Origin of the sequence: Entomohabitans teleogrylli (genome assembly GCF_001484765.1) — a bacterium.
Taxonomy (GTDB): Bacteria; Pseudomonadota; Gammaproteobacteria; order Enterobacterales; family Enterobacteriaceae; genus Entomohabitans; species Entomohabitans teleogrylli.
Window position 1 is genome coordinate 20,521 of the sequence record NZ_LLXO01000012.1, and the last position, 24,146, is coordinate 44,666.

Sequence of the window (24,146 nt, forward strand, 5' to 3'; positions counted from 1 at the left end):
CAGCGCCCTGCCGGTAACGACATATTTGTTTTGCGGTGTTTTATTATCAGGCTTCAGACATTGCGGCGACTTTATCGAGAATATTGACTGACGGATCGGTAGCAACAACCCGTAAATCCAGTTTTACGCCCAGATGCTGTAATTCCTGAAATGCCTGAATATCATGATTATCCAGCGATACGGCTTTGGTTAATTGTTTTTTTCCAGGTCGCCACGCCATACCGCCAATATTCAATGTTTCAATAACTACCCCCTGACGGATCATGGCTAATACATCCTGAGGGTTGGTGAAAAGATAAAAAACTTTTTCCTGTTGATATTGCGGGTTGTGATAAACAGCGATAGCTTTTTCAATATTGACTACGTTCACTTTCATACCGGGCGGAGCCGCCTGGCGTAACAGGGTACGGCGTACTTCATCGTTAAAAACATCATCGTTACAGATGATAATCCGTTGGGCGTTGGCCACTTTAGACCAGACGGTGGTGACCTGGCCGTGAATAAGCCGGTCGTCAATACGGGCAAGGGTAATAATCATCAGAAATCCTCTTCTTCTGCCAGTTGGGGGGATGGTTGCCATACCGCACAACATTGCTGACTCACCTCCGATAAGTGGGCGCACAGCGCGGGAGCTTCCAGCGTTTGCTGGTTATCGACCAGTTCCAGCGCCAGCGGCAGAGAAAGACCGCTGATCACCTGCAGGCGCGGGTTAGTCATTGCCAGAGCGACGGCGGCGTTCCACGGGCTGCCGAATTGCATATCGACGGCGATAAGCCACTCGCCGTCCGGGACGTCGGCCATAATGGCGGTTAATTTGTCCGCAATATCGCAGGCGTCTTCGCCGGGCTGGAAAGTCACCGCGCTGACCCACGGCGTGGCGCCATAAACCATATTGACGGAGTCAAGCATGGCGCGGGCCAGGTGACCGTGAGCGCAAAAAATAGCTGATACCATAATGCCCCCTTAGCCGCGAGTTTTACCGCCGGCAATATTGGTAGTGACGCCGGTGATGTAGCTGGCGCGGTCGGAAAGCAGGTAGCAAATAAAGTCTGCGACTTCCCCCAGCCGACCGGCCCGGCCAATAGGAATGGCATTTTTGGTATAGCCGGCGCGTAATTGCTCGACGCTAATATTGCGCGTCCAGGCCAGCGCCTCTTCATATTCCGGGGTACGCAGGCCGGTTTTTTCAAGGATCCCCGGCGCGACGCCCACCACGCGAATACCGTGTTTGCCCAGCTCTTTAGACCAGGAACGGGTAAAGCTGTTGAGCGCCGCTTTGGTGGCGGCATAGCAACTCTGGCCTTCGGAGCCCTCCAGCCCGCTTTCTGATGAGACGTTGACGATAACGCCGTCGCGCTGGCTGAGCATCAGGCGCGCCACGGCCTGAGACATAAACACCACCCCTTTCTGGTTGATATTGACCATTTTTTCAAAAGCGGCTTCATTCAGCTCATAACGTCCGAACTGCTCTTTTTCATCCACCAGCAGGCGCGGAAAATTCACCCCGGCGTTATTTACCAGACCGTCGATGCGGCCATACTGTTCGGTAATATGACTAATAACCTCCTGGACTTCAGCAAGGCGGGAAATATCGCAGGGCCAGTAGCGGTAATTTTCCTGACGACTGAAATCCCGATCGCCTGGGTGAATATCCACCATTTGTACTACGGCGCCCTGGCGTAATAACTCTTCGACAATCGCCAGACCTATACCGGAGGCGCCGCCAGTGACAATAATGACTTTGTTTTCCAGATTTAACCAGTTTTGCATTTCAGACTCCTGTAAATAAAAACCAAGCGATACCCGACGCAGGAAATAACCTGCGCATAATCCAATGACGTTTAAATTACTTCACCAGCATTTCTGCGGTTTGGCGATTGGTTACCAGACAGTTAATATATTTGCCACGTAGCGCGCCGAGAATGCCGGAATATTTTTCTGCGCCAAAAGCGACGCCAATAGCATAGCGAGCCTGTTGTAAACGATGTAATTCAATAGCCAGCGTTTTTTCCGTCATTTTGGTGCTGAGCGCGTCGCCATTCAGGGTATAAAAGCGCGAGCAAATATCCCCCGCCACCTGGCGTGAATTCAGATCGTCGGTCTCCTCGCTACCGTAAAAAGCGTGCCAGTTCGCGCCGTCGCGAATCGCCGGTGAACCAATGCCGACCAGCGCAATATCCAGATTCTCCCAATAAGATGAGATGGTCTGGTAGTGCCGGGACTGCATAATACCGTTGCGGATCAGGCTGTTTTCCAGCAGCCCGGGAAAATCCGCCATATGGGATTCCGCTTTTAACTTTGCCGCTGCGCTATAGGTGAGGGTATTGACGTGGTAACGGCTTTCCAGCTTCCCGGATGGCCCGCCAATCATCGGGACACAAATCGCCGGGCGCCCATGATTTGACTGCGGAAGATGTTCCACCAGCGCGCTGACGGCGCGTCCCCAGGAAAAACCGATAATGTCTCCAGCTTCGATCAGCCTATCCAGCAGCAGGGCGCCTTGTTTCCCCATCGCCGCCAGCTGTTGGCTCTCGTCGTGTGAATCGCTGTACGCCACCACGGCCTCTTTTAGCCCGAACTGCAGCTTCAGGCGCTGTTCCAGCCACAGGTTTTCGTTGTAATCATAATTGATGGCGATCGTCACGATCCCCTGCTCGCGGCCACGCTTCAGCAGGCGGCTGATGGTCGTGCGATAGATCCCCAGTTCACGGGCGATTTGCGCCTGGGTCATATCCTGTTCGTAATAGAGTTGAGCGATTTTAACGATCAGGCGGATATCGTCACTGTTGTCCATCGCATTCCTCCCGGGATTTGCACATTTGTGCAAGTGGCTGATATGTGCTCGTGATCTGATATAACCATTTCGTTTATCCGGGGCAAAGAAATTTTGTGATATTTGGAGGGTGCATTGACAGTAGATCTGTTGCACAAATGATGCGCTGACAGGAGATGAACTGCACAGATGTGCTGATGGAGATAATGCCCTGAACGACGGACAGTTTTTCACATCCGTTTTTGCCGGTGGCGAGTCGCTCTTTTGTGAACAAAGGGTGGGGCTGATCACAAAATGCATCGGGCGGTGGTTGCACGGATGTGCTGGCGGGTCCTGAAGAAACCGGCCAGCGCCGGTTTCTTTATGGTTGAGAAGCTTAGCGGCGCGTTTCCTGTGACTGCGCTACGGGGTTGTTTACATCGCCGGCAATCGGTTTCCCGGACCAGTAGCCCGCCAGCAGGGAACCGGACAGGTTGTGCCAGACCGAGAACAGGGCGCCGGGCAGCGCCGCCAGCGGCGAGAAGTAAATTTTACCCAGCGCGGCGGCAAGACCGGAGTTCTGCATGCCGACCTCAATGGCCAGCGTGCGGCAGGTGGATTCGTCAAAGCCGCACAGGCGCCCGCCCCAGTAGCCGCCCAACAGGCCAATGGTGTTATGCAGGATCACCGCCACAATCACCACCATCCCTACCGAGGCGATGTGGCTGGCGCTGCCCGCGACCACGGCGCTGATAATCGCCAGAATACAGGCCATGGAAAATGCCGGCAGATAAGGCTCTACCGCTTTCACCAGTCTCGGGAACAGATGGTGGATCACCAGACCCAGACCGATGGGAATCACTACGATTTGCAGGATACTCATCAGCATCCCCATGATATCGACCTCAATACGCGCATCCACGTACAGACGAGTCAACAGCGGTGTGGCGAATACCCCAACCAGGGTGGAAACCGCCGAGATGGTGACCGACAGGGCAACGTCTCCCTTTGCCAGATAGATCATCACATTGGAGGCGGTGCCGCTGGCCACGCTGCCTACCAGCACCATACCGGCGGAAAGATCTGGCGGCATCTTAAAAATGATCGCCAGCAGCCAGGCGGCAAACGGCATGATTAGATAGTGGAGCAGGATACCTGCCGCCACCGGCGCCGGTCGGGAAAGTACCCGTTTAAAGTCATCAATCTTCAGGTGGACGCCCATGCCAAACATAATCAACATCAATAATGTGCTGACCCACGGGCCGATAGCGACAAAGTTGCCTGGCGTGTAATAGGCGATGACGGACAGCAGCAGCGCCCAGAGTGGGAACAGCCGGGTTAAGGTGGCGAGCATAGGGATTTCCTTGCAATGTCAGGTTGTTTTGTTGTGTTGTGTTTTTAATATGCCGGGCTCCCCCGGCATAAGATTTCAGTATAAAGATTTTTGTCGCCCGGCAAACCGGAGATTATTGCCCGGCGAAGCCGACGACCACCTGGAATCCGCCTTCCGGGCGGTTCTGCCAGCAAATCTGAAAATCGTGCAGACGGGCGATACGTTTCACGATAGACAGCCCCAGCCCGCTGCCATTCTCGGTCGCGCCCGGTGGCCGGAAGAAGCGTTCGCCGAGGCGTGTCAGATGACTGGGCATCACGCCGGGTCCGTTGTCAGTAACCAGGATGCGACTGTGCTGCAGGGTGACCGTAACGGCACCGCCCTGCTGGGTATAGCGCAGGGCATTATTGACCAGATTGCCGAGCAGCATTTTCAGCAGCACCGGATTACCTTTGACGACTTCCGGCAGGTCATCCTCCTGCAGGGTCAGCGTAATGGCTTTCTGATCGGCGGTCGGCGTTGCTTCTTCCACCACTTCTGCCGCCAGCCTGCGCCAGTCGATATGGTTGAGTTCGCTCATCAACGAGCTATTGCCATCCAGCCGGGACAGCGCCAGTAGCTGATCCACCAGCCGGGAAGTGCGATCGATGCCGGTTATCAGGTTGTTCAGGGCATTACGCCGCGTTTTACCGTTTTCTTCCGCCAGTAGCGCTACTTCGCTCTGGATGCGCAGCGCGGTCAGCGGACTGCGCAGTTCATGGGCGGCGTCGGCGGTGAACTGGCGCTCGCGCTCCAGCATACTGCTGACCCGCACAAACAGCGCGTTCAGCGCCGTGACCATCGGTCTGGCTTCCGGCGGCACGCTTTCCGGCGCCAGCGGGGTGCTGTCATCGGGGGTGCGCTGGGCCAGTTCGTCGGCGGTATGCTTCAGCGGGAACAGCTCGCGGCGGACAATCCAGGCGGTGAGTAGCATCATCAGCGGCAGCCCGAACAGCCACGGCCACAACTGACCGAAGACAATCTCGTTAACCAGATCGGAGCGGTAATCTTTTTCCTGGCCGACGGCGATGGTGAAACGTTTGTCCGGCGTGGTGATGTAGAGGATGCGCCACATCTCATCGTCATCCCCTTCCAGCGGTTTATCCAGAAAGCCGGTTTGCGCGCTGTAACCGAACTCGTGGCCGTGGTCGTTATCGCTGAGCAGCAGCGCGCCACGCTCATCAAAAATAGCGAATCCCAGCGCATCGTCGTCCAGCCGGCCACTGTCGCCCATCCCCACCAGATGGCGGGTTTTAGGCAGCGGGCCAAAGGCGGCGTCTTCCGCAGTTAATTCGCTCAGGTTGGCGGTGGCGAGGCGTTTGGCGAACAGCATTTGCTGCGTATCGAAGACCTCATCGATGGCATGGCGGGTTTGCCACCACGCCAGGCTGCTGGCGGCTCCCCATACCAGCAGTGCTATCAACAGAATATACAGCAGCAGGCGGGTACGCAGGCTGAGATCATTCATCGTCGGCTCCCAGGTAATAGCCCAGTCCGCGTTCGGTGCGGATAAAATCATTGCCGAGCTTGCGCCGCAGGTGGTGGATATGCACTTCAACGGCGTTGCTGCCGAGGTCGTTATCCCAGTTGTAGAGCTTCTCTTCCAGCGCGGCGCGCGACATGATGCGATGTTTATTGAGCAACAACTGCTCCAGCAGCGCCTGTTCCTTGACGGTCAGTATCACCGGTTCGCCGTGGCTGGTTACGCTACGGGTATCAGTATCAAAGGCGACGTGACGATGAGAGAGTCGGGTGGTGTAATGGGCGTGGCGGCGGCGGATTAGGGCGTTGAGGCGGGCAACCAGTTCAGCCAGGGCGAAGGGCTTGCCCATATAATCATCGGCGCCGGCGTTCAGCCCCTCCAGGCGCTGATGCAGAGCATCTCTGGCGGTAAGAATGAGCACCGGTTCGCTACGCTGCTGCTGGCGCCACCAGCTCAGGATATCCATACCGTCGACGCCGGGGAGGCCGAGGTCGAGCACGACGGCGTCGAAGGGCGCCATCATTAGCGCCTGCCGGCCCTGTTCGCCCTGGGTAAACCAGTCTACCGAAAAGCCGCACTGTTCCAGGCCATTCTTAATGCCGTCGCCAATCAGCAGGTCATCTTCCAGCAGCAGTATTCTCATTGGTTTCCATCCGTTGTCACTCACTGCCCTCTGGTTCGCCCTGATGACTGACAAAGCCCAAAAACCGGGTTTTTGAGCTTTGTGATTAACCGGGCGGACAGCGGGCATCCGTCCTGCGGCCCCCCAGGGCCGTTGCATGAAGCAGAGCCTCAGAACTGATAATTGAATTTCACCAGCAGTCCTTTATCCTGCTGATTATCTTCCTGCCAGTGATAGGCATTGAGTCCCAGCGCGCTGTTGCCGTGCACCCAGTGCACGCCGACCTGGGCGTTACTGGTGATGCCATTCCCCTGTTGGCTGCGGTTCTTAAAGCGCACTCCCGGGTGGCTTGCCAGGCGGGCATAGCCGCTTTGCTCCCGGTAATGCAGGTTTGGGCCGCCCTCCAGCGTCGCATTCAGCATCAGGCCGCGGTCATCACGCCAGGAGAAGCGCACGCCAGCCAGCGCGTCAACGGCGGTTTTCTCCCGAGCGTCGAGGTGCAAATTCCACTCGCCGGCCCGGCGCTCCTGCAGCGCATCGGCATGATGCAGGCGCAGACTTAACCCGGCATACGGCTCCAGGCTGATGCCTTTGCTCAGGGCCAGCGTTTTACCCAGCGTCGAGTCGAAACGCAGTTCCTGCTGCTTGCTGGAAGCATTTGCCTGACGGCTAATACCGTCATAACGGATATTGCGCGTGGTATCAAGTTGATGAATGGTTGCATCTAACTGATTTTTCCACTGCCAGTCGCCGATCAGCTGCTGGTGATGTAAACCAAAGAACTGGCTGTAACCGCCGGTAACGCCGTCGGCGCTCTGGTTATGGCTGCCATTGATACGCGCCAGACCATAGCGCAGCGTGAACTGATGATCGCCCCAGGTAAAGTCCTGGGTCAGCGCCGCCATGTCATAACGCCCGTTCTCCCCCAGCTCAGCCTGAGGATTGTGGCGATCGACAATGTTGAAACCCAGCCCGTCGGGTGATTTCAGCGCATTGTCCGCCATGCGATCAAAACGGCTACTCAGGGTTCGGGCCTGTTTCAGCGCCAGCCCGATATCGCGGCCTGAGATCTGCGAAATCGCGTGGTTCAGGCCGCTGACGGACGCCTGATTAAGGCTGCTGTATAAGGCGCTTGTCTGGTAAGCGTCTTCCAGCGCCCGGGCAGCCTGCTGTAAAGCGGCATCATTTACCAGTGCGTCGTAACGGTTTTTGGTCATCACCACGTCGATATTGCCTGTGGTGTTCTCCACCCCCTGAGCCGTCCACACGATGCTGGTTGACTGGATATTCTCCGCGCCGCTCAGATTGTCGCCGACAACCACATCGTTAAAACGTACCGTGGTGGCGCTGGTCTGGTCTGCGAAGGCGGTATCGACCTGTACCGTTTGCAGATTCAGGTTCTGGCCGTACAGCGTGCCCGCCTGGCTGGCGCTCAGGGTGCCGATGGTGTAATTGCTGAGCGCATACTGCTGAGTGGCGTCACTGCCGTTAACGTAAATTTTTCCCCGGTTAACGATGGTGTCGCTGGCGGTGGCGGTAAACGGTGTAGCGCCGCTGGCATTGACGTGGATGATTCCCTGACTGTCGTTGATCAGCGTGCTATTACCCGCGCCGCGCAGCGCTGTCAGCGTTCCGCTGGCGATACCGCCATCGGCGCTCAGGGTGATGGTACCCTGGTTAATGGCGCTGGCGCCGTAAGCGGCGCTGAGTGCGCTGCCGCTGTTATTCACCACAATGCTGCCGGTATTGACCAGCGATGCGCCATAGCCGCTGGCGACCATGCCGGCGCCGCCGGCGGAGACGTTCAGGCTACCGCGGTTGGTGGCCGTCAGGCTACCGGTGGCTCTCTCGCTTTCGATGCGGATCCCGGTCGCCCCATTGCCGCTGATGGTCATGGCGCCGTTCTGCAGGACACTGCCGCCCAGACTGGCTTCGGCATCAATACCGGTTGCGTTGGCGCCAACGACAAAGTTGTTGCTGTTCTGGGTTACCTGGAGAGCGTTACCGTCGATATCGAAGGCGCTGGCAATCACGTCGTCGTCCCGCCAGGTGCCGCTCAGGGAGGAGACATTCACCGTGGCGCTGTCGCCGATGGTCAGTTGCGCCTGCTGGCCGCTAACCGCCACACCGGTACTGTCCCAGCCAGAAACGGTGAGCGAACCGAGCACAGAGACGCTGGCATTAGCGCCTTCGATATCAATGGCGTCGGCCCCGTTGGTTGCGCTGGTGCGGCTGGTGTTGGTCAGCGTGACGGTGCTGTTGGCGCCATTAAGCTCCAGCACGCTGGCGTCATCGCCGCTGGCGGTCAGGGTACCGGCGAAGTTAACTGTCGCCTGATTGCCGGTGACATACAGCGCGGTGGCGTCGTTTTGCGCGCTGGTGGTGATGCTCGCCTGTTGCGTAACGGTGATGCCCTGGCCTGTTGCCCTGGCTGTATATTGATTATTACCGCTCACCGTGCTGTTGAGATCCGCCGTCAGAGTACCGTTCGCCTGGCTAAAGGCGAAGGCAGAGACGCCGCCGCTGGTATTACGGTGAGCGCTGAAGCTGTCGCTGGCAGTCCCGGAATTGCCGTTACTGTTTCCCTGATCGGTATTTCCGTTATTGTTGTTGCCGTTGTTACTGTTATTTCCGCTGTTGTTATTATTCCAGCGGTCGATAATTGACTGCGGCGTACCCGATGGCCAGGCGCCATAGCGCAGGTAATATTCGATATAGTCATCGTCGTCGTCGAAATCGTCATCGTCGTCGTCGTCGTCGTCATCGCCGCCGCCAGCGGCAATCGCGATACCGGCGGCCGCCAGAGCGGTACCGCCGCCCACCCACCACCACAGCGAGCTACTTTCTGAATCCGTCAGGCAGTTGGCGGGAAGTTTTGCACGTTCGGCGGCGGATAGCTTTTGTACGTCAGCCGGGCAACTGGCGGCCTGGCTGGTAACGGATGTGGCGCCCAGAGTAAGCGAAATAAAGCAGGATAGAATTTTCTTATTCATGCCGTTCCTTAATATTTTTGTCCTTAAAAAAACCGGGCGCTACAGCAAAAGGGCCTGGATCAGGGCGGATTTGATTCCGCCAGACTTAAGGGACGCTTAACGTGGCGTTAATTCATTTACCTGGGGGAATAAATCAGATAATTCACGGTATGCGAATGTTCGCGATGGCGGGTGCGCGGATGAGTTTATCCGCTATGTCAGGCTGGGCAGGCGGTAATGGTATAACGACGCCTCCCGTCAGGGAGGCGTCTGACACAGGGGTTATTCAAACAGATTGTTGTGCAGTTTCTGGACCACTTGCTCGGCATCGTCGCCGGGCACCAGGAAGCACAGGTTGTGGCTGGACGCGCCGTAGCAAATCATGCGGATATTAAACGGCTCCAGTACCCCGAACACCTCTTTCCCCACACCGCAGGCGCGGGACAAATCGTTGCCGATCAACGCCACCAGCGCCAGATTTTCTTCTACTTCCACCCGGCATAGCGACGAGAGTTCAGTGAGCAGCGCCGAGGTCAGCAGGGTATCGCCGGTCGACGTTGAACCGGTAGTGTCCAGCGTCAGGGCCACGCTCACTTCCGAGGTGGTAATCAGGTCCACGGAGATATTATGGCGCGCCAGAATGCTGAACACTTCGGCCAGGAACCCCCGGGAGTGCAGCATATTCAGACTATGCAGAGTGAGCAGCGTCTGGCGGCGACGTAACGCCAGGGCGCGGAATAGCGGCGGATTACGGGTCTGGTTGCACACCAGAGTACCGCCGGCTTGCGGCTCTTTACTGGAACCGACGAACACCGGAATATCGCTGCGTACCGCGGGCAGCAGGGTCGCCGGGTGGAGGATTTTCGCGCCGAAAGTGGCCATTTCCGCCGCCTCTTCAAAGGCGATTTCATCGATCCGCTTGGCGGCAGGCGCCACGCGCGGATCGGTGGTGTAGATACCCGGTACATCGGTCCAGATATCCACCCGGCTGGCGTGCAGAGCTTCGCCGAGCAGCGCCGCAGTATAGTCGCTGCCGCCGCGGCCCAGGGTGGTGGTGCGGCCTTTCGCTTCACTGCCGATGAACCCCTGAGTGATCACCAGCGCCTCTGCGAGTCGCGGCGCCAGTTGCTGACTGGCTAACTCCGCCAGCGCGGCGACATCTGGTTCGGCGCGCCCAAAACGATCGTTGGTGCGCATCACTTTACGCACGTCGAACCACTGGGCCTCAACGCCGCGTTCGCGCAGAATTTCGACAAACAGCAGGGTGGACATTAACTCACCGTGGCTGACCAGTTCATCAGTCAGGGCGGTGGAGGTGGCCAGGGAAGCGGCTTCCGCCAGAGTGGTGATATTGTCGAGCAGGCGATCGATCTCTTCACGCATCACTTCGGGACTGGTCAGCCGATCGACAATGGCGTACTGGATCTGGCGAATGGCGTCGAGTCTGGCGCCGCGCTCTGCGGCTTCCAGCCCTTCGGCCAGCGCCACCAACAGGTTCGTCACGCCGGCGGAGGCGGAAAGTACCACCAGGCGAACGTTGGCATCAGAAAGAACAACATCGGCGCTGCGGTTCATGGCGTCGAAATCCGCGACGCTGGTACCGCCAAATTTGGCAACAACGGTGTGTGTCATAAAAACCTCTTGTCAGGGAGCCATACACTAATGGCGCTAATTTTTTTCAGCCCTGGAACAAGGGAAGAGCGGTAAACGGGTAGACGTAGAGCGGGAACCACTGCCGTACACCCAGAAGCGCTCCACCTTGCGAAACGCCCGACTGCCGAACGCTTCTGGTGACAACCCAGGGGATTCAGCCCCTGCAGTCGACAGTTTTTCTCCGCCAGGCAAGAAAAACTACCTCGGCGTCGCTCCCCCTCTTGTGCCGTCTGCGGACTGGCTCCTCAGACACATTACCTGGACGACGCGCCTCTTCTGGCTTGCGCACAAGTGCGCAAGTGACGTACCAGAGATAATGGGTTCCGCGCCGCTTGTCAACACCTGGATTTTTCCATCGCCGGGTGCAGCGCCGTTGGGGAGTGGATTTCCAGCGCCGGACGAGGCGATTATTACCCGGCGCCAGGGGGGGAAACTTTCTCTTCCGCGCCGGGGAATCCATACTTGATGCGCGACGCCCGCGCGCCGACGCGGGTCGCCCGGAAAAGAACTGGCGGAGAATTGACACAAAAGTCCTCACAATTCAGATTCAAAGCGCTACAATCGACCGCAGTCACATTTTTCAATTCACATGAGTATTGCTATGAAAAATATCAATCCTACCCAGACTGCCGCCTGGCAGGCCCTTGAGCAGCATTACGCCGCCATGAAAGACGTGAAGATCGCCGATCTGTTTGCTCAGGATGCCGATCGTTTCAGTAAGTTTTCCGCCACCTTCGGCGATCTGATGCTGGTGGACTACTCCAAAAACCGCATTACCGCCGAGACCCTGGAAAAATTGCAGGCGCTGGCGAAAGAGACCGATCTGGCCGGGGCGATTAAGTCGATGTTCTCCGGTGAGAAAATTAACCGTACTGAAGATCGCGCGGTATTGCATGTGGCGCTGCGTAACCGCAGCAATACGCCGATTGTGGTTGACGGCAAAGATGTGATGCCGGAAGTCAACGCGGTGCTGGAAAAGATGAAAGCTTTCTCAGAGGCGATCATCGGCGGTAGCTGGAAAGGCTATACCGGCAAAGCCATTACCGACGTGGTGAACATCGGTATCGGCGGTTCCGACCTCGGCCCGTACATGGTGACCGAGGCGCTGCGCCCTTACAAAAACCATCTCAACATGCATTTTGTTTCCAACGTCGACGGCACTCATATTGCGGAAGTGCTGAAGAATGTGAACCCGGAAACCACGCTGTTCCTGGTGGCCTCCAAAACGTTCACCACCCAGGAAACCATGACCAACGCCCACAGCGCCCGCGACTGGTTCCTGAAAACCGCCGGCGATGAACAACACGTGGCGAAGCACTTTGCGGCGCTTTCCACTAACGCGAAAGCGGTTGGCGAGTTTGGTATTGATACCGCCAATATGTTCGAATTCTGGGACTGGGTAGGCGGTCGCTACTCGCTGTGGTCGGCGATTGGTCTGTCGATCATTCTGTCGGTGGGCTTTGACAACTTTGTCGAACTGCTGTCCGGCGCTCACGCCATGGACCAGCACTTCTCCACGGCTGCGCCGGAGCAAAACCTGCCGGTGCTGCTGGCGCTGATCGGTATCTGGTACAACAATTTCTTCGGCGCGGAAACTGAAGCTATTCTGCCGTACGACCAGTATATGCACCGTTTTGCCGCCTATTTCCAGCAGGGCAATATGGAGTCCAACGGCAAGTATGTCGATCGTAACGGCCAGGCTGTCAGCTATCAGACGGGGCCGATCATCTGGGGCGAGCCGGGGACAAATGGTCAGCACGCCTTCTATCAGTTGATTCACCAGGGGACTAAGCTGGTGCCGTGTGACTTTATCGCCCCGGCGATTACTCATAACCCGCTGTCCGATCACCATCCGAAACTGTTGAGCAACTTCTTTGCCCAGACCGAGGCGCTGGCGTTCGGCAAATCCCGTGAAGTTGTGGAACAAGAGTTCCGTGACCAGGGTAAAGACCCGGCGCAACTGGAGCACGTGGTGCCGTTTAAGGTATTTGAAGGCAACCGCCCGACTAACTCCATCCTGCTGCGGGAAATCACTCCCTACAGCCTGGGGGCGCTGATTGCTCTGTATGAGCATAAAATCTTCACCCAGGGGGCGATTCTGAATATCTTCACCTTCGACCAGTGGGGCGTGGAGCTGGGCAAACAGCTGGCCAACCGTATCCTGCCGGAGCTGAAAGAGGATAAGGCGGTAGACAGCCACGACAGTTCGACTAACGGCCTGATCAATCGCTATAAAGCCTGGCGCGGTTAAGTTAATGGTGTAGTTGAAAAATGCCGGCGTCATTGCCGGCATTTTTAATGGTCGGTGAGCCGTCAGTTCCCGGGCATGACCGAGGGTTTATCGGCTGCTTCGCGCGGCGCTGATTCCCATAAACTCTCCAGCTCCTCCAGCGTCTTCCCTTTGGTCTCCGGAACAAACTTCCACATAAACAACGCCGCCAGCACGCCCATACAGCCATAAATCCAGTAGGAGAAGCCGTTATGGAAATGGGCGACCAGCCATGAGTTTTTGTCCATCATCGGGAATGTCCAGGAGACGAAGTAGTTAGCCAGCCACTGGGCGGCCACAGCGATAGCCAGCGCCTTGCCGCGAATCGCATTGGGAAAGATTTCCGCCAGCAGCACCCAGCATACCGGTCCCCAGGACATGGCGAAGGCGGCGACATAAAACAACATGGCGATCAGCGCGATAACGCCGGAACTCTGGGTATAGAAGGCGGTGCCGAGGCTGAACATACCGATAGCCATGCCCAGCGCGCCGATGATCTGCAGCGGTTTACGGCCGAATTTATCCACAGTCATGATAGCGAGCACCGTGAAGCTCAGGTTAATCACCCCGACAATAATGGTTTGCAGCAGCGCGACATCGGTACTGGCGCCGAGGGTTTTAAACACTTCCGGCGCATAGTAGAGCACCACATTGATGCCGACGAATTGCTGGAATACGGAAAGCATCACGCCAATCACGATGACGCCAGCGCCGAACATCAGCAGCCGTCCACCGGTTCTGCGGCCATGTTCCAGGGATTGCGCGATGTCCTGCATCGCGATTCTGGCCTGCTCTGCTCCCATAATATTGCTGAGGATCCCCTGCGCCTTTTTTTGCTGGCCGCGGGCCATCAGCCAGCGTGGGCTTTCCGGAACTGTAAACAATAACCCTAAAAATAACAGCGCCGGGATACATTCCGAGGCGAACATATAACGCCAGCCATTGATATGTAGCCAGGTGGCATCGCCGGATTTAGCAATGAAATAATTCACGCAGTAAACTAAAAGCTGCCCGAATATAATTGCGAACTGGTTGAAGGAGACCAGCTTGCCGCGGATTTCCGCGGGGGCGATTTCGGCGATATACATTGGCGAGAGCATCGATGCCAGCCCAACGCCAACGCCGCCAATAATCCGGTAAATAACAAATTCCGGGACGTAGCCGGCGAGATAAACCGGTACCGTATTATCCGGATTAATTGACGTAAACCCCAGTTCCGGCCAGGCAGAGCCGACGCCGGAAATAAAAAACAGCAGTGCCGCGATTTTCAGCGAATCCCGGCGCCCAAAGCGGTTACTGCAGTAACCGCCGATAGCCCCGCCGATGATGCAGCCTATCAGAGCGCTGGCGACGCAGAAACCCAGCAGTGAGTTGGCAGCGGCTTCACTTAATTGCTGCGGGGCGACAAAGACAGTATTCAGCGAATCCACCGTCCCGGAAATAACCGCAGTATCGTAACCGAATAACAGCCCTCCTAATGTGGCAACTAACGTAATCGTAAAAATATACGTGGAATTATACTGACTCTTCATTATCAGACCTGCCTTTTCAGTTCAGGAACCTGTTGTATCGTCCCCTTATTTTTTTACTCAGGGACGACGTTGTTATCACTTATGGTTTCTGATGGTCGGGCGGTGGGGGAGGGATGACAATTGCCATTTTTTACAATGTAATTATGTTTTGTCTTTTCTGTGATCGTGGCGGGATTTATATACGCAGTCTTATTATGGTAAAACTGAATGAGTTAACCAAAAATAAGTGATGTAGCCCACAAAAAACAATTATCAGAAGCGAATTCTTAAATAACGTAATAGTGATTTGCGCGCGCGGAGAGATCGCTGGACATGGTTCAGAAATATTCTATAACCGATGATATCCGCGTATCTGGTGACAGAATAAGTAGATCGCGATCACGGTTTTAACGTATAACAGGGCGAAGTTAATCAAAAACGAGGTGTTGTTATGAGCGTGCAGAATCGCCGCTGGGCGGACCTGATCGCCGCATTTTTACAGGCAGTACTTAACCTGGCGCTATTGAGCCTGGGGATTATCCTGATAATCTTCCTGGGGAAGGAGACGCTACATCTGGCGGATGTGTTAATCACCAGCGGCATCCAGGCCAGTAAATATGAACTGGTGGAAGGGTTGCTGGTGTACTTCCTGTATTTCGAATTTATTGCTCTGATACTGAAGTACTTTCAGTCCGGTTACCACTTTCCGCTACGCTATTTTGTCTATATCGGGATCACCGCGATTGTACGGCTGATTATTGTCGATAATGCTTCGCCGGTGGATGTGCTGCTCTATTCCGGGGCTATTTTACTGCTGGTCATCACGCTGTGGCTGTGTAACAGCCAGCGCCTGAAGCGTGAATAAGCGACGACGTCAGAAACACCCTAAAGGCTTTGCGCCTTTAGGGTCGTGACTTAATCCCGGGGGATGATCAGCGTCTGGCCCGGGTAGATTTTATCCGGGTGGGACAGCATTGGTTTGTTGGCTTCGAAAATCTTCATGTAGGCGTTGGCATTGCCGTACTGCGCTTTGGCAATCGCGCTGAGGGTATCGCCGGATTTCACCGTGTAATAATCACTGGCATTGGCTGTGTTATTGGTGACGCTGATGTTGTCTTCCACATCGCTGATCCCTGCCACGTTACCCACGGCAACCAGTAACTTTTCCTTCTCTTCCTGGCTTAAGCCTTCTCCTGTTACCGTAGCCTTGCCGTCTGCCGCGATATCAATATTGACACGATCGGCGCCGGGCAGACCCAGTTTCGTCACATGCTCTTTTAACTTTTCGCTCATGTCGGTGCTGCTTTTGCCGCTCACGGCATCCCACAGTTTTTCACCGGCCTCTTTCACAAAGTTGAATAAACCCACAGTCACCTCCTGTTGTCCTGGACAATGGATACAGAGGCGGGTGATCCGCCCCCGTTTGCGCGCACCAGGCTAAGCGCCGCCGGGGCTATCTTCAATCGGAAATCTCCTGGGGGAGATAAAATCGGATATCACCAGGGCGCGACGCACTGATTTTGCGCCGGAACAGTGTTAACCATAGCAGATGGCGCCCGGAATGGTTTTCATCCCGGGCTCAGGTAAAAAAAGGGCGACCCGCAGGTCGCCTAAAACAGTCACAAGTTGGGTTAATTCAAGTTGAGGGTTTTGCAGTGGCATCTCCCCTTCAGACTCAGGCAGAAAGATTCTGACAGCATCCTGAAACATCAGGGCAGTAAAACTTCTTTCTTCCCGCCAGGCGTCATCCCGGCGGAAAATTCCAGGGAGTGGGGGACATTCCCCCACGTATTTAGCCTTTCACACCGCCCGCGGTCAGGCCGCTGACCAGCCAGCGCTGAGCGAGCAGGAACACGACGGTAATCGGTATTGCCGAAAGTACGGCGGCGGCGGCGAAGTCGCCCCACAGATAGTTCTGCGGGTTGAGATATTGTTGCATCCCTACCGCCAGGGTATAGCTGTTGACGTCACGCAGCAGTAGAGAGGCCACCGGTACTTCGGTGATAGCGGCGATAAACGACAGGATAAATACCACCGCCAGAATCGGTACCGACAGCGGCAGCAGTACCAGACGGAAGGCCTGCCACGGCGTAGCGCCATCCAGCGCGGCAGCTTCTTCCAGCGAACCGTCGATGGTTTCAAAATAGCCTTTAATGGTCCAGACGTGCAGCGCAATGCCGCCCAGGTAAGCGAAAATCACCCCGCCATGGGTGTTCAGGCCGATAAACGGAATGTACTGCCCGAGGCGATCGAACAGGGCATACAGCGCCACCAGTGAAAGGACCGCCGGGAACATCTGGAAAATCAGCATCCCTTTAAGCAGCGTCGCTTTCCCCGGGAAGCGCATGCGGGCGAAAGCGTAAGCGCAGGTCGTGGAAAGCGTCACAATACCGATAGCGGTGATCCCGGCGATTTTCACCGAGTTCCACAGCCACAGCAGCACCGGGAAGGGGGGCGGCGTGACGCGGCCATCAGCGTGTTCCACGCTGAAGCCTAACGCCAGCCGCCAGTGCTCCCAGGAGATTTGGTCCGGGATCAGGCTTCCGGTTGCGAAGTTCCCGGCGCGCAGCGAGATGGCGATAACCATCAGCAGCGGGAACATAATGGCTGCGATAAAAATCAGCAGGCCTAAGTGCGTCAGCAGGAGGCGCAGTTTTTGAGATTTGGGTTGAACCATGGCCATATTTTCTTGACTCCTTAATGCTGCTCCAGGCTGTTGCGCCCGTCACCATCACCCGGGGCGACGCTGTGCATCCCGCGTTCGTCCCGGTTCGCGCCGCCGGCATATCAGCGGCGGCGGATGTTATCGATTAATCGAACTTCATACGCGTTGCTTTCAGGTTAACAATCGCCAGCGCCCCAACCAGCAGGAAGATCAGCGTGGCGATAGCCGCCGCCAGACCGAAGTCCTGGCCGCCGCCGCCTTCGAAGGCGATGCGGTAGGTATAGCTGACCAGCAGGTCGGTATAGCCGGCCGGCGTGGTGGTGCCGAGGCGGTCCGGGCCGCCGTTGGTCAACAACTGAATCAACACGAAGTTATTAAAGTTAAAGGCGAAACTGGCAATCATCAGCGGCGTCAGCGGCTTAATCAGCAGCGGCAACGTGATGCGGAAGAAGTTCTGGAACGGGCCGGCGCCGTCCATTGCCGAAGCTTCGTACAGGTCATCAGGAATCGCTTTCAGCAGCCCCATGCACAGAATCATCATGTACGGGTAGCCCAGCCAGGTATTGACGATGATAATCATCGCTCTGGCGGTGGTCGGGTCGCTGAACCAGGCCGGTTTGATGCCGAACAGCGCGCTGAGCATCATGTTGATTTCACCGAAACTCTGGTTGAATAACCCTTTGAAAATCAGAATCGAGATAAATGACGGTACGGCGTAGGGCAGAATCAGCAATACCCGGTAGACAGCTTTGCCCTTCAGGGATTCCCACTGCACCAGACAGGCCAGTACCATGCCGACCGCCACGGTCAGAATAACGGTCAGTACCGAGAACACCACGGTCCAGACAAAGATGGCCAGGAAAGGTTTCTGGATACCGTCATCGGTGAAGACGCGGGTGAAGTTTTCCCAGCCGATGGTGACGGTATAGCCCGGGCTGAGCTGTTCGCTTCCCCAGCTTCCGTCGGCATTGATGGCCTGGTAGAAGCCCGCCGCATCGTTCGGGCGATAGCGGGTATCGGTCTGATTGTTGGTCAGGGTCTGGTCATCCGCCAGCGTATACAGCGGACGGGTGCCGGAAAACTGACGCAGGGAGCTCATCACCAGTTGGCTGCCGTCGGGCATTTCAGCGGTAATTTGGGTCAGCGCCTGGCGGTTCTGAGTGATGACGCGCAGATTGGCGCGCTCGCCGTCCGGCAGAGCGGCGGCTTCGGTCAGTTTCAGATGCTGCTCGCCGCTAAAGGCGAACGGCTCAGAAATATAGTTTTTACTGCTTGCGCCATCGGTCAGCGCCAGTTGCCACTTATCACCGTCCGGATAGAGGGCGAAATTATACGCGCTGCCGGCCTGATACTGGCGATCCATCAATACCTGCTGGGCGCGCTCGAAGGTGAGCTGGTTGGTGCTGCTGTAGTTGGTAAAGGCGATAGCGATAGTGCACACCAGCGGGAAGAGTACGAATAGCCCCATCCCCGCCAGACCCGGGTAGACGTAGCGCCAGGCGTAGGCGCGGCGGTTAGCGAAAATATACAGGCCAGCAGAGCTTAAAATCAGCGTCATGATGGCAAACAGGTACTCCCCCTGGGCGTACATCAAAACGACAAGATAACCAACCAGCAGGCCTAACAGCGCAATGACCGACCATTTCAGCGCTTCGCTCTGCCACCAGTGGCTCTTTTTAATCACATCCATGGGGTTATTCCTCTACAGCGGTGACTAAACCTCTCCCCCTCGGGATACGGAGGGGGAGGGTACGCAACAATTACTTGGTGATACGGCCCTGAGCGTCTTTCAGCGCCTCATCCACGGTCTGGCGACCGCTTACTGCGTTGATAACAGCGGTACGGACCGCGTACCAGAAGGCGGACATCTGTGGGATGTTCGGCATGATTTCGCCTTTCTGGGCGTTAGCCATGGTAGCGGCGATGCGCGGATCTTTTTCCAGCTCTTCCTGGTAAGTTTTCAGCGCTACGGCGCCCAGCGGTTTGTCCTTGTTCACTTCCGCCAGACCTTCGTTAGTCATCAGGTAGTTTTCCAGGAACTCTTTCGCCAGCTCTTTGTTCGGACTGGCGGCGTTGATACCGGCGCTCAGTACCCCAACGAACGGTTTAGAGGCCTTGCCTTTGAAGGTTGGCAGCAGGGCGACACCGTAGTTCACCTTGCTCTTATCGATATTCGACCACGACCACGGGCCGTTGATGGTCATGGCGGTTTCGCCTTTGTTGAACGCCGCTTCAGCGATGGAGTAATCGGTGTCAGCGTTCATGTGTTTGTTTTTCACCAAATCGACCAGGAAGCCAAGGCCGGCTTTGGCGCCTGCGCTATCCACGCCAACATCTTTCACATCGTATTTGCCGTCGGCGAGTTTAAAGGCGTATCCGCCATCAGCGGCGATCAGCGGCCAGGTGAAGTACGGTTCCTGCAGGTTGAACATCAGCGCGCTCTTACCTTTCGCCTTCAGCTCTTTATCCAGCGCCGGGATCTCTTCCCAGGTTTTCGGCGGTTCCGCGACCAGGTCTTTGTTGTAAATCAGCGACAGCGCTTCTACTGCGATCGGATAAGCGATGAGTTTGCCGTTGTAGCGCACCGCATCCCAGGTGAACGGGTAGACTTTGTCCTGGAAGGCTTTATCCGGCGTGATTTCCGCCAGCAGGCCGGACTGCGCGTAACCACCAAAACGGTCGTGGGCCCAGAAAATGATGTCCGGACCATCGCCGGTGGCGGCAACCTGCGGGAATTTCTCTTCCAGCTTGTCCGGGTGCTCTACGCTAACTTTGATGCCGGTGTCTTTTTCGAACTTTTTACCCACCTCTGCGAGGCCGTTATAGCCTTTATCGCCGTTGATCCAGATAACCAGTTTGCCTTCTTCAATTTTGGCAAGCGCGGAAGCGGAGAACATCATTGTTGTCAGAGCAGACAGCGCAAGGATACGAGCGCCGGTTTTCATATTCATAAGTCCCATCCTTTTGGTTGGTGGTTATGCACGTGGATACAGTGAATGGCTTTTCAATCAGCAGTCTGCGTTTATGACAAGCGCTTCTCATCCTCCCTTACCCTACGCCCCACCCCCTTCGAGTGTGATCGCGGTAACAATACTGGCCGTTCTGTGGCACGGCGCACAAAAAACAGCAGCAGTTTTTGGCTACAGGATCACGAAAATCCCGTCAGGTTGCCGTAATCGGTTGCAGACCCTCCCCTCTCATCCTCCCGTCTCCTCCCCCACGAAAAAGCGAGGGGGTGGAGGATTTACACCCTGTCGCGATCCTTCATAGTCAGACACATCTTGTTGCACCTGCCGTCTGGCGGGCAGTCGTAGTGAAGGGAGAAAGGCATGTCGAGCGTAAAGCTGCAGAATGTAACGAAAGCCTGGGGCGACGTCGTAGTGTCCAGAAATATCAATCTGGATATTGAAGCCGGGGAGTTCGTGGTATTTGTTGGACCGTCAGGCTGCGGTAAATCGACGCTGTTGCGCATGATTGCAGGACTGGAAACGATCACCAGCGGTGATTTGTTTATCGGCGATAAGCGCATGAATGACATTCCCCCCGCCGAGCGTGGCGTCGGGATGGTCTTCCAGTCTTATGCGCTGTATCCACACCTCAATGTCGCGGAGAACATGTCTTTCGGTCTGAAACTGGCCGGCGCAAAAAAAGAGGTGATTAACCACCGGGTGACCCAGGTCGCCGAAGTACTCCAGCTGGCGCATCTACTGGAGCGGCGTCCGAAAGCGCTCTCCGGCGGCCAGCGTCAGCGTGTGGCGATTGGCCGTACACTGGTGGCGGAGCCGGATGTGTTCCTGCTTGACGAACCTCTTTCCAACCTCGATGCCGCGCTGCGCGTCCAGATGCGTATTGAAATCTCCCGCCTCCATAAGCGCCTGAAACGCACCATGATTTACGTCACCCACGATCAGGTTGAAGCGATGACCCTCGCTGACAAGATTGTGGTGCTGGACGCCGGTCGTATTGCCCAGGTCGGCAAGCCGCTTGAGCTGTACCACTACCCGGCAGACCGCTTCGTCGCCGGATTTATCGGTTCGCCGAAAATGAATTTCCTGCCGGTGAAAGTCACCGCGACGGCTATCGATCAGGTGCAGGTGGAACTGCCTAACCGCCAGCAGGTCTGGCTGCCGGTGGACAGCGCCAATGTGCAGGTGGGATCGAATATGTCTCTGGGGATTCGCCCGGAGCATCTGCTGCCCAGCGACATTGCTGATGTCACCCTGGAGGGGGAAGTACAGGTAGTGGAGCAACTTGGTCACGAAACACAAATCCATATCCAAATTCCGGCGTTACGTCAAAACCTGGTGTATCGCCAGAACGACGTGGTGCTGGTTAAAGAGGGTGCCACATTCGCCATCGGCCTGCCGCCGGAGCGTTGCCATCTGTTCCGTGAAGATGGCACCGCCTGTCGTCGGCAGCATAAAGAGCCCGGCGTTTAAGCATTCCATAAAATAAAGAAAAGCAATGATCTCAGGAGATAGAATGATGATTACTCTGCGCAAACTCCCGGTGGCGGTCGCTGTCGCAGCAGGCATTATGTCTGCTCAGGCACTGGCAGTAGATTTCCACGGCTACGCTCGTTCCGGTATTGGCTGGACCGGTAGTGGCGGTGAACAGCAATGCTTCCAGGCAACGGGGGCTCAAAGTAAATACCGTCTCGGTAACGAATGTGAAACTTACGCAGAATTAAAACTGGGCCAGGAAGTGTGGAAAGAGGGCGACAAGAGCTTCTACTTCGACACCAACGTGGCTTACTCCATTGCACAACAGAATGACTGGGAAGCTACCAACCCGGCATTCCGTGAAGTCAACGTGCAGGGTAAAAACCTGATCGACTGGCTGCCAGGTTCCACCATTTGGGCCGGTAAGCGCTTCTATCAGCGTCATGATGTACACATGATCGACTTCTACTACTGGGATATCTCTGGTCCTGGCGCCGGTATTGAAAATATCGATCTGGGCTTCGGTAAGCTCTCTGTAGCGGCAACCCGTTCTTCTGAATCTGGCGGTTCGTCTGCGTTTGCCGATCGCGACCCGGTCACTGGCGACAGAACTTATAACAATGAAGTTCCGAACGATGTTTTCGATGTTCGTTTAGCGGGTCTGGAAACCAACCCGGGCGGTACTCTTGAGCTGGGCGTGGACTACGGCCATACCAACATTCCTGACGACTACTATCTGCGTCCGGGCGCCACTAAAGATGGCTGGATGTTCACCGCTGAACACACCCAGAGCATGCTGAAAGGCTATAACAAATTTGTACTGCAGTACGCCACCGATGCGATGACATCAAATGGCAAAGGCCAGGCGCAGGGCGGCAGCATTGATAACGATGGTAAAATGTGGCGCGTGCTGGACCACGGCGCTATCTCTCTGGGCGACCGTTGGGACCTGATGTACGTGGCGATGTACCAGGATATCAACCTCGATAACAACAACGGCAGCAAGTGGTGGACCGTGGGCGTACGTCCGATGTTCAAATGGACGCCGATCATGAGCACCCTGCTGGAAGTGGGTTACGACAACGTCAAATCCCAGCGCGTGGATAAAACTAACGACCAGTACAAAATCACCCTGGCGCAACAGTGGCAGGCTGGCGACAGCATCTGGTCGCGTCCGGCAATTCGTCTGTTCGCAACCTATGCGAAGTGGGATGAAAAATGGGGCTATGACAATGGCGTCGCTTATCGCGATACCAGCGCAACCACCTTCAGCCGCGGCGACAATGATGAGTGGAGCTTCGGCGCCCAGATGGAAATCTGGTGGTAATAGCGCTGACGCTACGTCACCGGAGAGGGGGAAACCCCTCTCCGATTCCGTTTAACCTGTAACCGCGTTTTACATTCCGGTGATGCGCGCTTTTGCCTGGCCAGCGTTCACCGTACTCCATCGAGGTCATAACAATGAAAATGAAGAAAAGTCTCGTCGCGCTTTGCCTGAGCGCAGGGTTACTGACTGGCGTACCGGGCATCGTCCTGGCTGACGTCAACGTTGTACCGCAGGATACCTCGGCGGCGCCGGCGATTCCGGCTTCCGCGCTCCAGCAACTGCAGTGGACGCCGGTGGCGCAGTCCAAAACGCAAACCACCTCACTGGCGACTACAGGCCAGCGCCTGAACGCCGGGGATATCGCAGGCCCGGTGGCCGCCTACAGCGTTCCGGCCAATATCGGTGAACTGACCATTACCCTGAGCAGCGAAGCGAAGAAAAACGAAGTTTTCGCGCCTAACGTACTGGTTCTTGATCAGAACCTGACGCCGTCCGCCTTTTTTCCCAGCAGCTACTTTACTTATCAGCAACCCGGTGTGATGTCCGCCGATCGCCTGGAAGGGACGCTGAAGCTGACTCCGGCGCTGGGACAGCAGAAAATTTACCTGTTGGTGTTTACCACCAATAAAGATCTGCAAAACACCACCACGATGATCGATCCGGCCAAAGCCTATGCCAAAGGGGCCGGTAACGCGATTCCTGATATCCCGGATCCCATTGCCCGCCACAGCACCGATGGCACGCTGAAACTGAAGGTCAGCACCAATTCCGCCTCCAGCGTGCTGGTTGGCCCGCTGTTTGGTTCCTCTGGTCCAGGTCCGGTCACGGTCGGCAATACCGCCGCGCCGGCGACCGCCTATGCGGCGCCCGCTGCTGCGACTGCTCCGGCAGTGTCGCCCGCCGCGAAGAGCGAACCGATGCTGAATGACACGGAAAGTTACTTCAATCAGGCGATTAAACAGGCCGTCGCGCAGGGCGATATTGATAAGGCTTTGAAACTGCTGAATGAAGCCGAGCGTCTGGGGTCTACCTCCGCCCGTTCAACTTTTATCAGCAGTGTAAAAGGCAAGGGGTAATC

Annotated in this window: 19 protein-coding genes and 1 riboswitch; of the genes, 5 read left to right on the forward strand and 14 right to left on the reverse strand. The window is 56.2% G+C overall.

The annotated features are described in order from the left end of the window. Positions 1-46 precede the first annotated feature (46 nt). From AQ981_RS14165 to lysC, 9 genes are all read right to left on the reverse strand, one after another. Positions 47-538 carry a PTS sugar transporter subunit IIB gene (locus AQ981_RS14165; protein ID WP_058912401.1) on the reverse strand — a complete coding sequence of 164 codons (492 nt, stop codon included), beginning with the start codon at positions 536-538 and terminating at the stop codon, positions 47-49. Beyond that, entirely contained in the window at positions 538-954 is a 417-nt protein-coding gene (locus AQ981_RS14170) for a mannose/fructose/sorbose PTS transporter subunit IIA (protein WP_058912402.1), read from the reverse strand. The genes AQ981_RS14165 and AQ981_RS14170 overlap by 1 nt, the downstream gene beginning before the upstream one ends. 9 nt (positions 955-963) lie before the next feature. Further along, positions 964-1,770 (reverse strand): SDR family oxidoreductase, encoded by an 807-nt coding sequence (locus AQ981_RS14175; RefSeq protein ID WP_058912403.1) that lies wholly within the window; start codon positions 1,768-1,770, stop codon positions 964-966. A 76-nt stretch (positions 1,771-1,846) separates the two neighbouring features. Further along, the gene (locus AQ981_RS14180) at positions 1,847-2,794 is read right to left on the reverse strand and encodes a sugar-binding transcriptional regulator (protein WP_058912404.1); all 948 of its coding nucleotides are present in this window, start codon (positions 2,792-2,794) and stop codon (positions 1,847-1,849) included. Positions 2,795-3,149: 355 nt separating this feature from the next. Further along, the gene (panS, locus tag AQ981_RS14185) at positions 3,150-4,106 is read right to left on the reverse strand and encodes a ketopantoate/pantoate/pantothenate transporter PanS (RefSeq protein ID WP_058912405.1); all 957 of its coding nucleotides are present in this window, start codon (positions 4,104-4,106) and stop codon (positions 3,150-3,152) included. A gap of 112 nt (positions 4,107-4,218) precedes the next feature. Then, on the reverse strand, positions 4,219-5,592 hold the full coding sequence (gene qseC / locus AQ981_RS14190; RefSeq protein WP_058912406.1) for a quorum sensing histidine kinase QseC: 1,374 nt from the start codon (positions 5,590-5,592) through the stop codon (positions 4,219-4,221). After that, positions 5,585-6,250 (reverse strand): response regulator, encoded by a 666-nt coding sequence (locus AQ981_RS14195; RefSeq protein WP_058912407.1) that lies wholly within the window; start codon positions 6,248-6,250, stop codon positions 5,585-5,587. Before AQ981_RS14195 ends, qseC begins: the two co-directional genes overlap by 8 nt. A gap of 149 nt (positions 6,251-6,399) precedes the next feature. Further along, entirely contained in the window at positions 6,400-9,222 is a 2,823-nt protein-coding gene (locus tag AQ981_RS14200; protein ID WP_058912408.1) for a hypothetical protein, read from the reverse strand. Positions 9,223-9,483: 261 nt separating this feature from the next. Then, positions 9,484-10,833, reverse strand: a complete 1,350-nt coding sequence (gene lysC, locus AQ981_RS14205) for a lysine-sensitive aspartokinase 3 (RefSeq protein ID WP_058912409.1) — start codon at positions 10,831-10,833, stop codon at positions 9,484-9,486. 107 nt (positions 10,834-10,940) lie between these two features. Continuing rightward, positions 10,941-11,138, reverse strand: a riboswitch (Lysine riboswitch). Positions 11,139-11,455: 317 nt separating this feature from the next. On the opposite strand from lysC, the gene pgi reads away from it, so the two are divergent. Beyond that, complete coding sequence (gene pgi / locus AQ981_RS14210; protein WP_058912410.1) at positions 11,456-13,105, forward strand: glucose-6-phosphate isomerase; 1,650 nt, start codon at positions 11,456-11,458, stop codon at positions 13,103-13,105. Between the two features lie 62 nt (positions 13,106-13,167). On the opposite strand, the gene xylE is transcribed toward pgi, so the two are convergent. Beyond that, the gene (gene xylE / locus AQ981_RS14215) at positions 13,168-14,655 is read right to left on the reverse strand and encodes a D-xylose transporter XylE (RefSeq protein WP_058912411.1); all 1,488 of its coding nucleotides are present in this window, start codon (positions 14,653-14,655) and stop codon (positions 13,168-13,170) included. 430 nt (positions 14,656-15,085) lie between these two features. Between xylE and psiE the strand changes: the two genes are divergently transcribed. After that, positions 15,086-15,499, forward strand: a complete 414-nt coding sequence (psiE, locus tag AQ981_RS14220) for a phosphate-starvation-inducible protein PsiE (RefSeq protein WP_058912412.1) — start codon at positions 15,086-15,088, stop codon at positions 15,497-15,499. A gap of 50 nt (positions 15,500-15,549) precedes the next feature. Here psiE and lysM read toward each other — a convergent pair whose 3' ends face one another. From lysM to malE, 4 genes are all read right to left on the reverse strand, one after another. Continuing rightward, positions 15,550-16,002: a peptidoglycan-binding protein LysM gene (lysM, locus tag AQ981_RS14225; protein WP_058912413.1), complete on the reverse strand. Its 453-nt coding sequence runs from the start codon at positions 16,000-16,002 to the stop codon at positions 15,550-15,552. Positions 16,003-16,426: 424 nt separating this feature from the next. After that, a complete protein-coding gene (gene malG, locus AQ981_RS14230) occupies positions 16,427-17,317 on the reverse strand; it encodes a maltose ABC transporter permease MalG (protein WP_058912414.1) in 891 nt (296 codons plus the stop codon). A gap of 127 nt (positions 17,318-17,444) precedes the next feature. Beyond that, the gene (gene malF / locus AQ981_RS14235; RefSeq protein ID WP_058912415.1) at positions 17,445-18,989 is read right to left on the reverse strand and encodes a maltose ABC transporter permease MalF; all 1,545 of its coding nucleotides are present in this window, start codon (positions 18,987-18,989) and stop codon (positions 17,445-17,447) included. A 70-nt stretch (positions 18,990-19,059) separates the two neighbouring features. Next, the gene (malE, locus tag AQ981_RS14240; RefSeq protein ID WP_058912416.1) at positions 19,060-20,250 is read right to left on the reverse strand and encodes a maltose/maltodextrin ABC transporter substrate-binding protein MalE; all 1,191 of its coding nucleotides are present in this window, start codon (positions 20,248-20,250) and stop codon (positions 19,060-19,062) included. 378 nt (positions 20,251-20,628) lie between these two features. Between malE and malK the strand changes: the two genes are divergently transcribed. The 3 genes from malK (at position 20,629) to malM (ending at position 24,144) form a co-directional block, all read left to right on the forward strand. Next, positions 20,629-21,738 carry a maltose/maltodextrin ABC transporter ATP-binding protein MalK gene (malK, locus tag AQ981_RS14245; RefSeq protein WP_058912417.1) on the forward strand — a complete coding sequence of 370 codons (1,110 nt, stop codon included), beginning with the start codon at positions 20,629-20,631 and terminating at the stop codon, positions 21,736-21,738. Positions 21,739-21,781: 43 nt separating this feature from the next. Then, positions 21,782-23,068 (forward strand): maltoporin, encoded by a 1,287-nt coding sequence (locus AQ981_RS14250; RefSeq protein ID WP_058912418.1) that lies wholly within the window; start codon positions 21,782-21,784, stop codon positions 23,066-23,068. A gap of 134 nt (positions 23,069-23,202) precedes the next feature. Beyond that, positions 23,203-24,144 carry a maltose operon protein MalM gene (malM, locus tag AQ981_RS14255; protein ID WP_058912419.1) on the forward strand — a complete coding sequence of 314 codons (942 nt, stop codon included), beginning with the start codon at positions 23,203-23,205 and terminating at the stop codon, positions 24,142-24,144. Positions 24,145-24,146 lie beyond the last annotated feature (2 nt).

Excerpts from the sequence above, each read along its gene's own strand:
- AQ981_RS14165 (WP_058912401.1), bottom strand. The coding sequence starts at position 538 with ATGATTATTACCCTTGCCCGTATTGACGACCGGCTTATTCACGGCCAG.
- AQ981_RS14170 (WP_058912402.1), bottom strand. The coding sequence starts at position 954 with ATGGTATCAGCTATTTTTTGCGCTCACGGTCACCTGGCCCGCGCCATG.
- AQ981_RS14175 (WP_058912403.1), bottom strand. The coding sequence starts at position 1,770 with ATGCAAAACTGGTTAAATCTGGAAAACAAAGTCATTATTGTCACTGGC.
- AQ981_RS14180 (WP_058912404.1), bottom strand. The coding sequence starts at position 2,794 with ATGGACAACAGTGACGATATCCGCCTGATCGTTAAAATCGCTCAACTC.
- panS (WP_058912405.1), bottom strand. The coding sequence starts at position 4,106 with ATGCTCGCCACCTTAACCCGGCTGTTCCCACTCTGGGCGCTGCTGCTG.
- qseC (WP_058912406.1), bottom strand. The coding sequence starts at position 5,592 with ATGAATGATCTCAGCCTGCGTACCCGCCTGCTGCTGTATATTCTGTTG.
- AQ981_RS14195 (WP_058912407.1), bottom strand. The coding sequence starts at position 6,250 with ATGAGAATACTGCTGCTGGAAGATGACCTGCTGATTGGCGACGGCATT.
- AQ981_RS14200 (WP_058912408.1), bottom strand. The coding sequence starts at position 9,222 with ATGAATAAGAAAATTCTATCCTGCTTTATTTCGCTTACTCTGGGCGCC.
- lysC (WP_058912409.1), bottom strand. The coding sequence starts at position 10,833 with ATGACACACACCGTTGTTGCCAAATTTGGCGGTACCAGCGTCGCGGAT.
- pgi (WP_058912410.1), top strand. The coding sequence starts at position 11,456 with ATGAAAAATATCAATCCTACCCAGACTGCCGCCTGGCAGGCCCTTGAG.
- xylE (WP_058912411.1), bottom strand. The coding sequence starts at position 14,655 with ATGAAGAGTCAGTATAATTCCACGTATATTTTTACGATTACGTTAGTT.
- psiE (WP_058912412.1), top strand. The coding sequence starts at position 15,086 with ATGAGCGTGCAGAATCGCCGCTGGGCGGACCTGATCGCCGCATTTTTA.
- malG (WP_058912414.1), bottom strand. The coding sequence starts at position 17,317 with ATGGCCATGGTTCAACCCAAATCTCAAAAACTGCGCCTCCTGCTGACG.
- malF (WP_058912415.1), bottom strand. The coding sequence starts at position 18,989 with ATGGATGTGATTAAAAAGAGCCACTGGTGGCAGAGCGAAGCGCTGAAA.
- malE (WP_058912416.1), bottom strand. The coding sequence starts at position 20,250 with ATGAATATGAAAACCGGCGCTCGTATCCTTGCGCTGTCTGCTCTGACA.
- malK (WP_058912417.1), top strand. The coding sequence starts at position 20,629 with ATGTCGAGCGTAAAGCTGCAGAATGTAACGAAAGCCTGGGGCGACGTC.
- AQ981_RS14250 (WP_058912418.1), top strand. The coding sequence starts at position 21,782 with ATGATGATTACTCTGCGCAAACTCCCGGTGGCGGTCGCTGTCGCAGCA.
- malM (WP_058912419.1), top strand. The coding sequence starts at position 23,203 with ATGAAAATGAAGAAAAGTCTCGTCGCGCTTTGCCTGAGCGCAGGGTTA.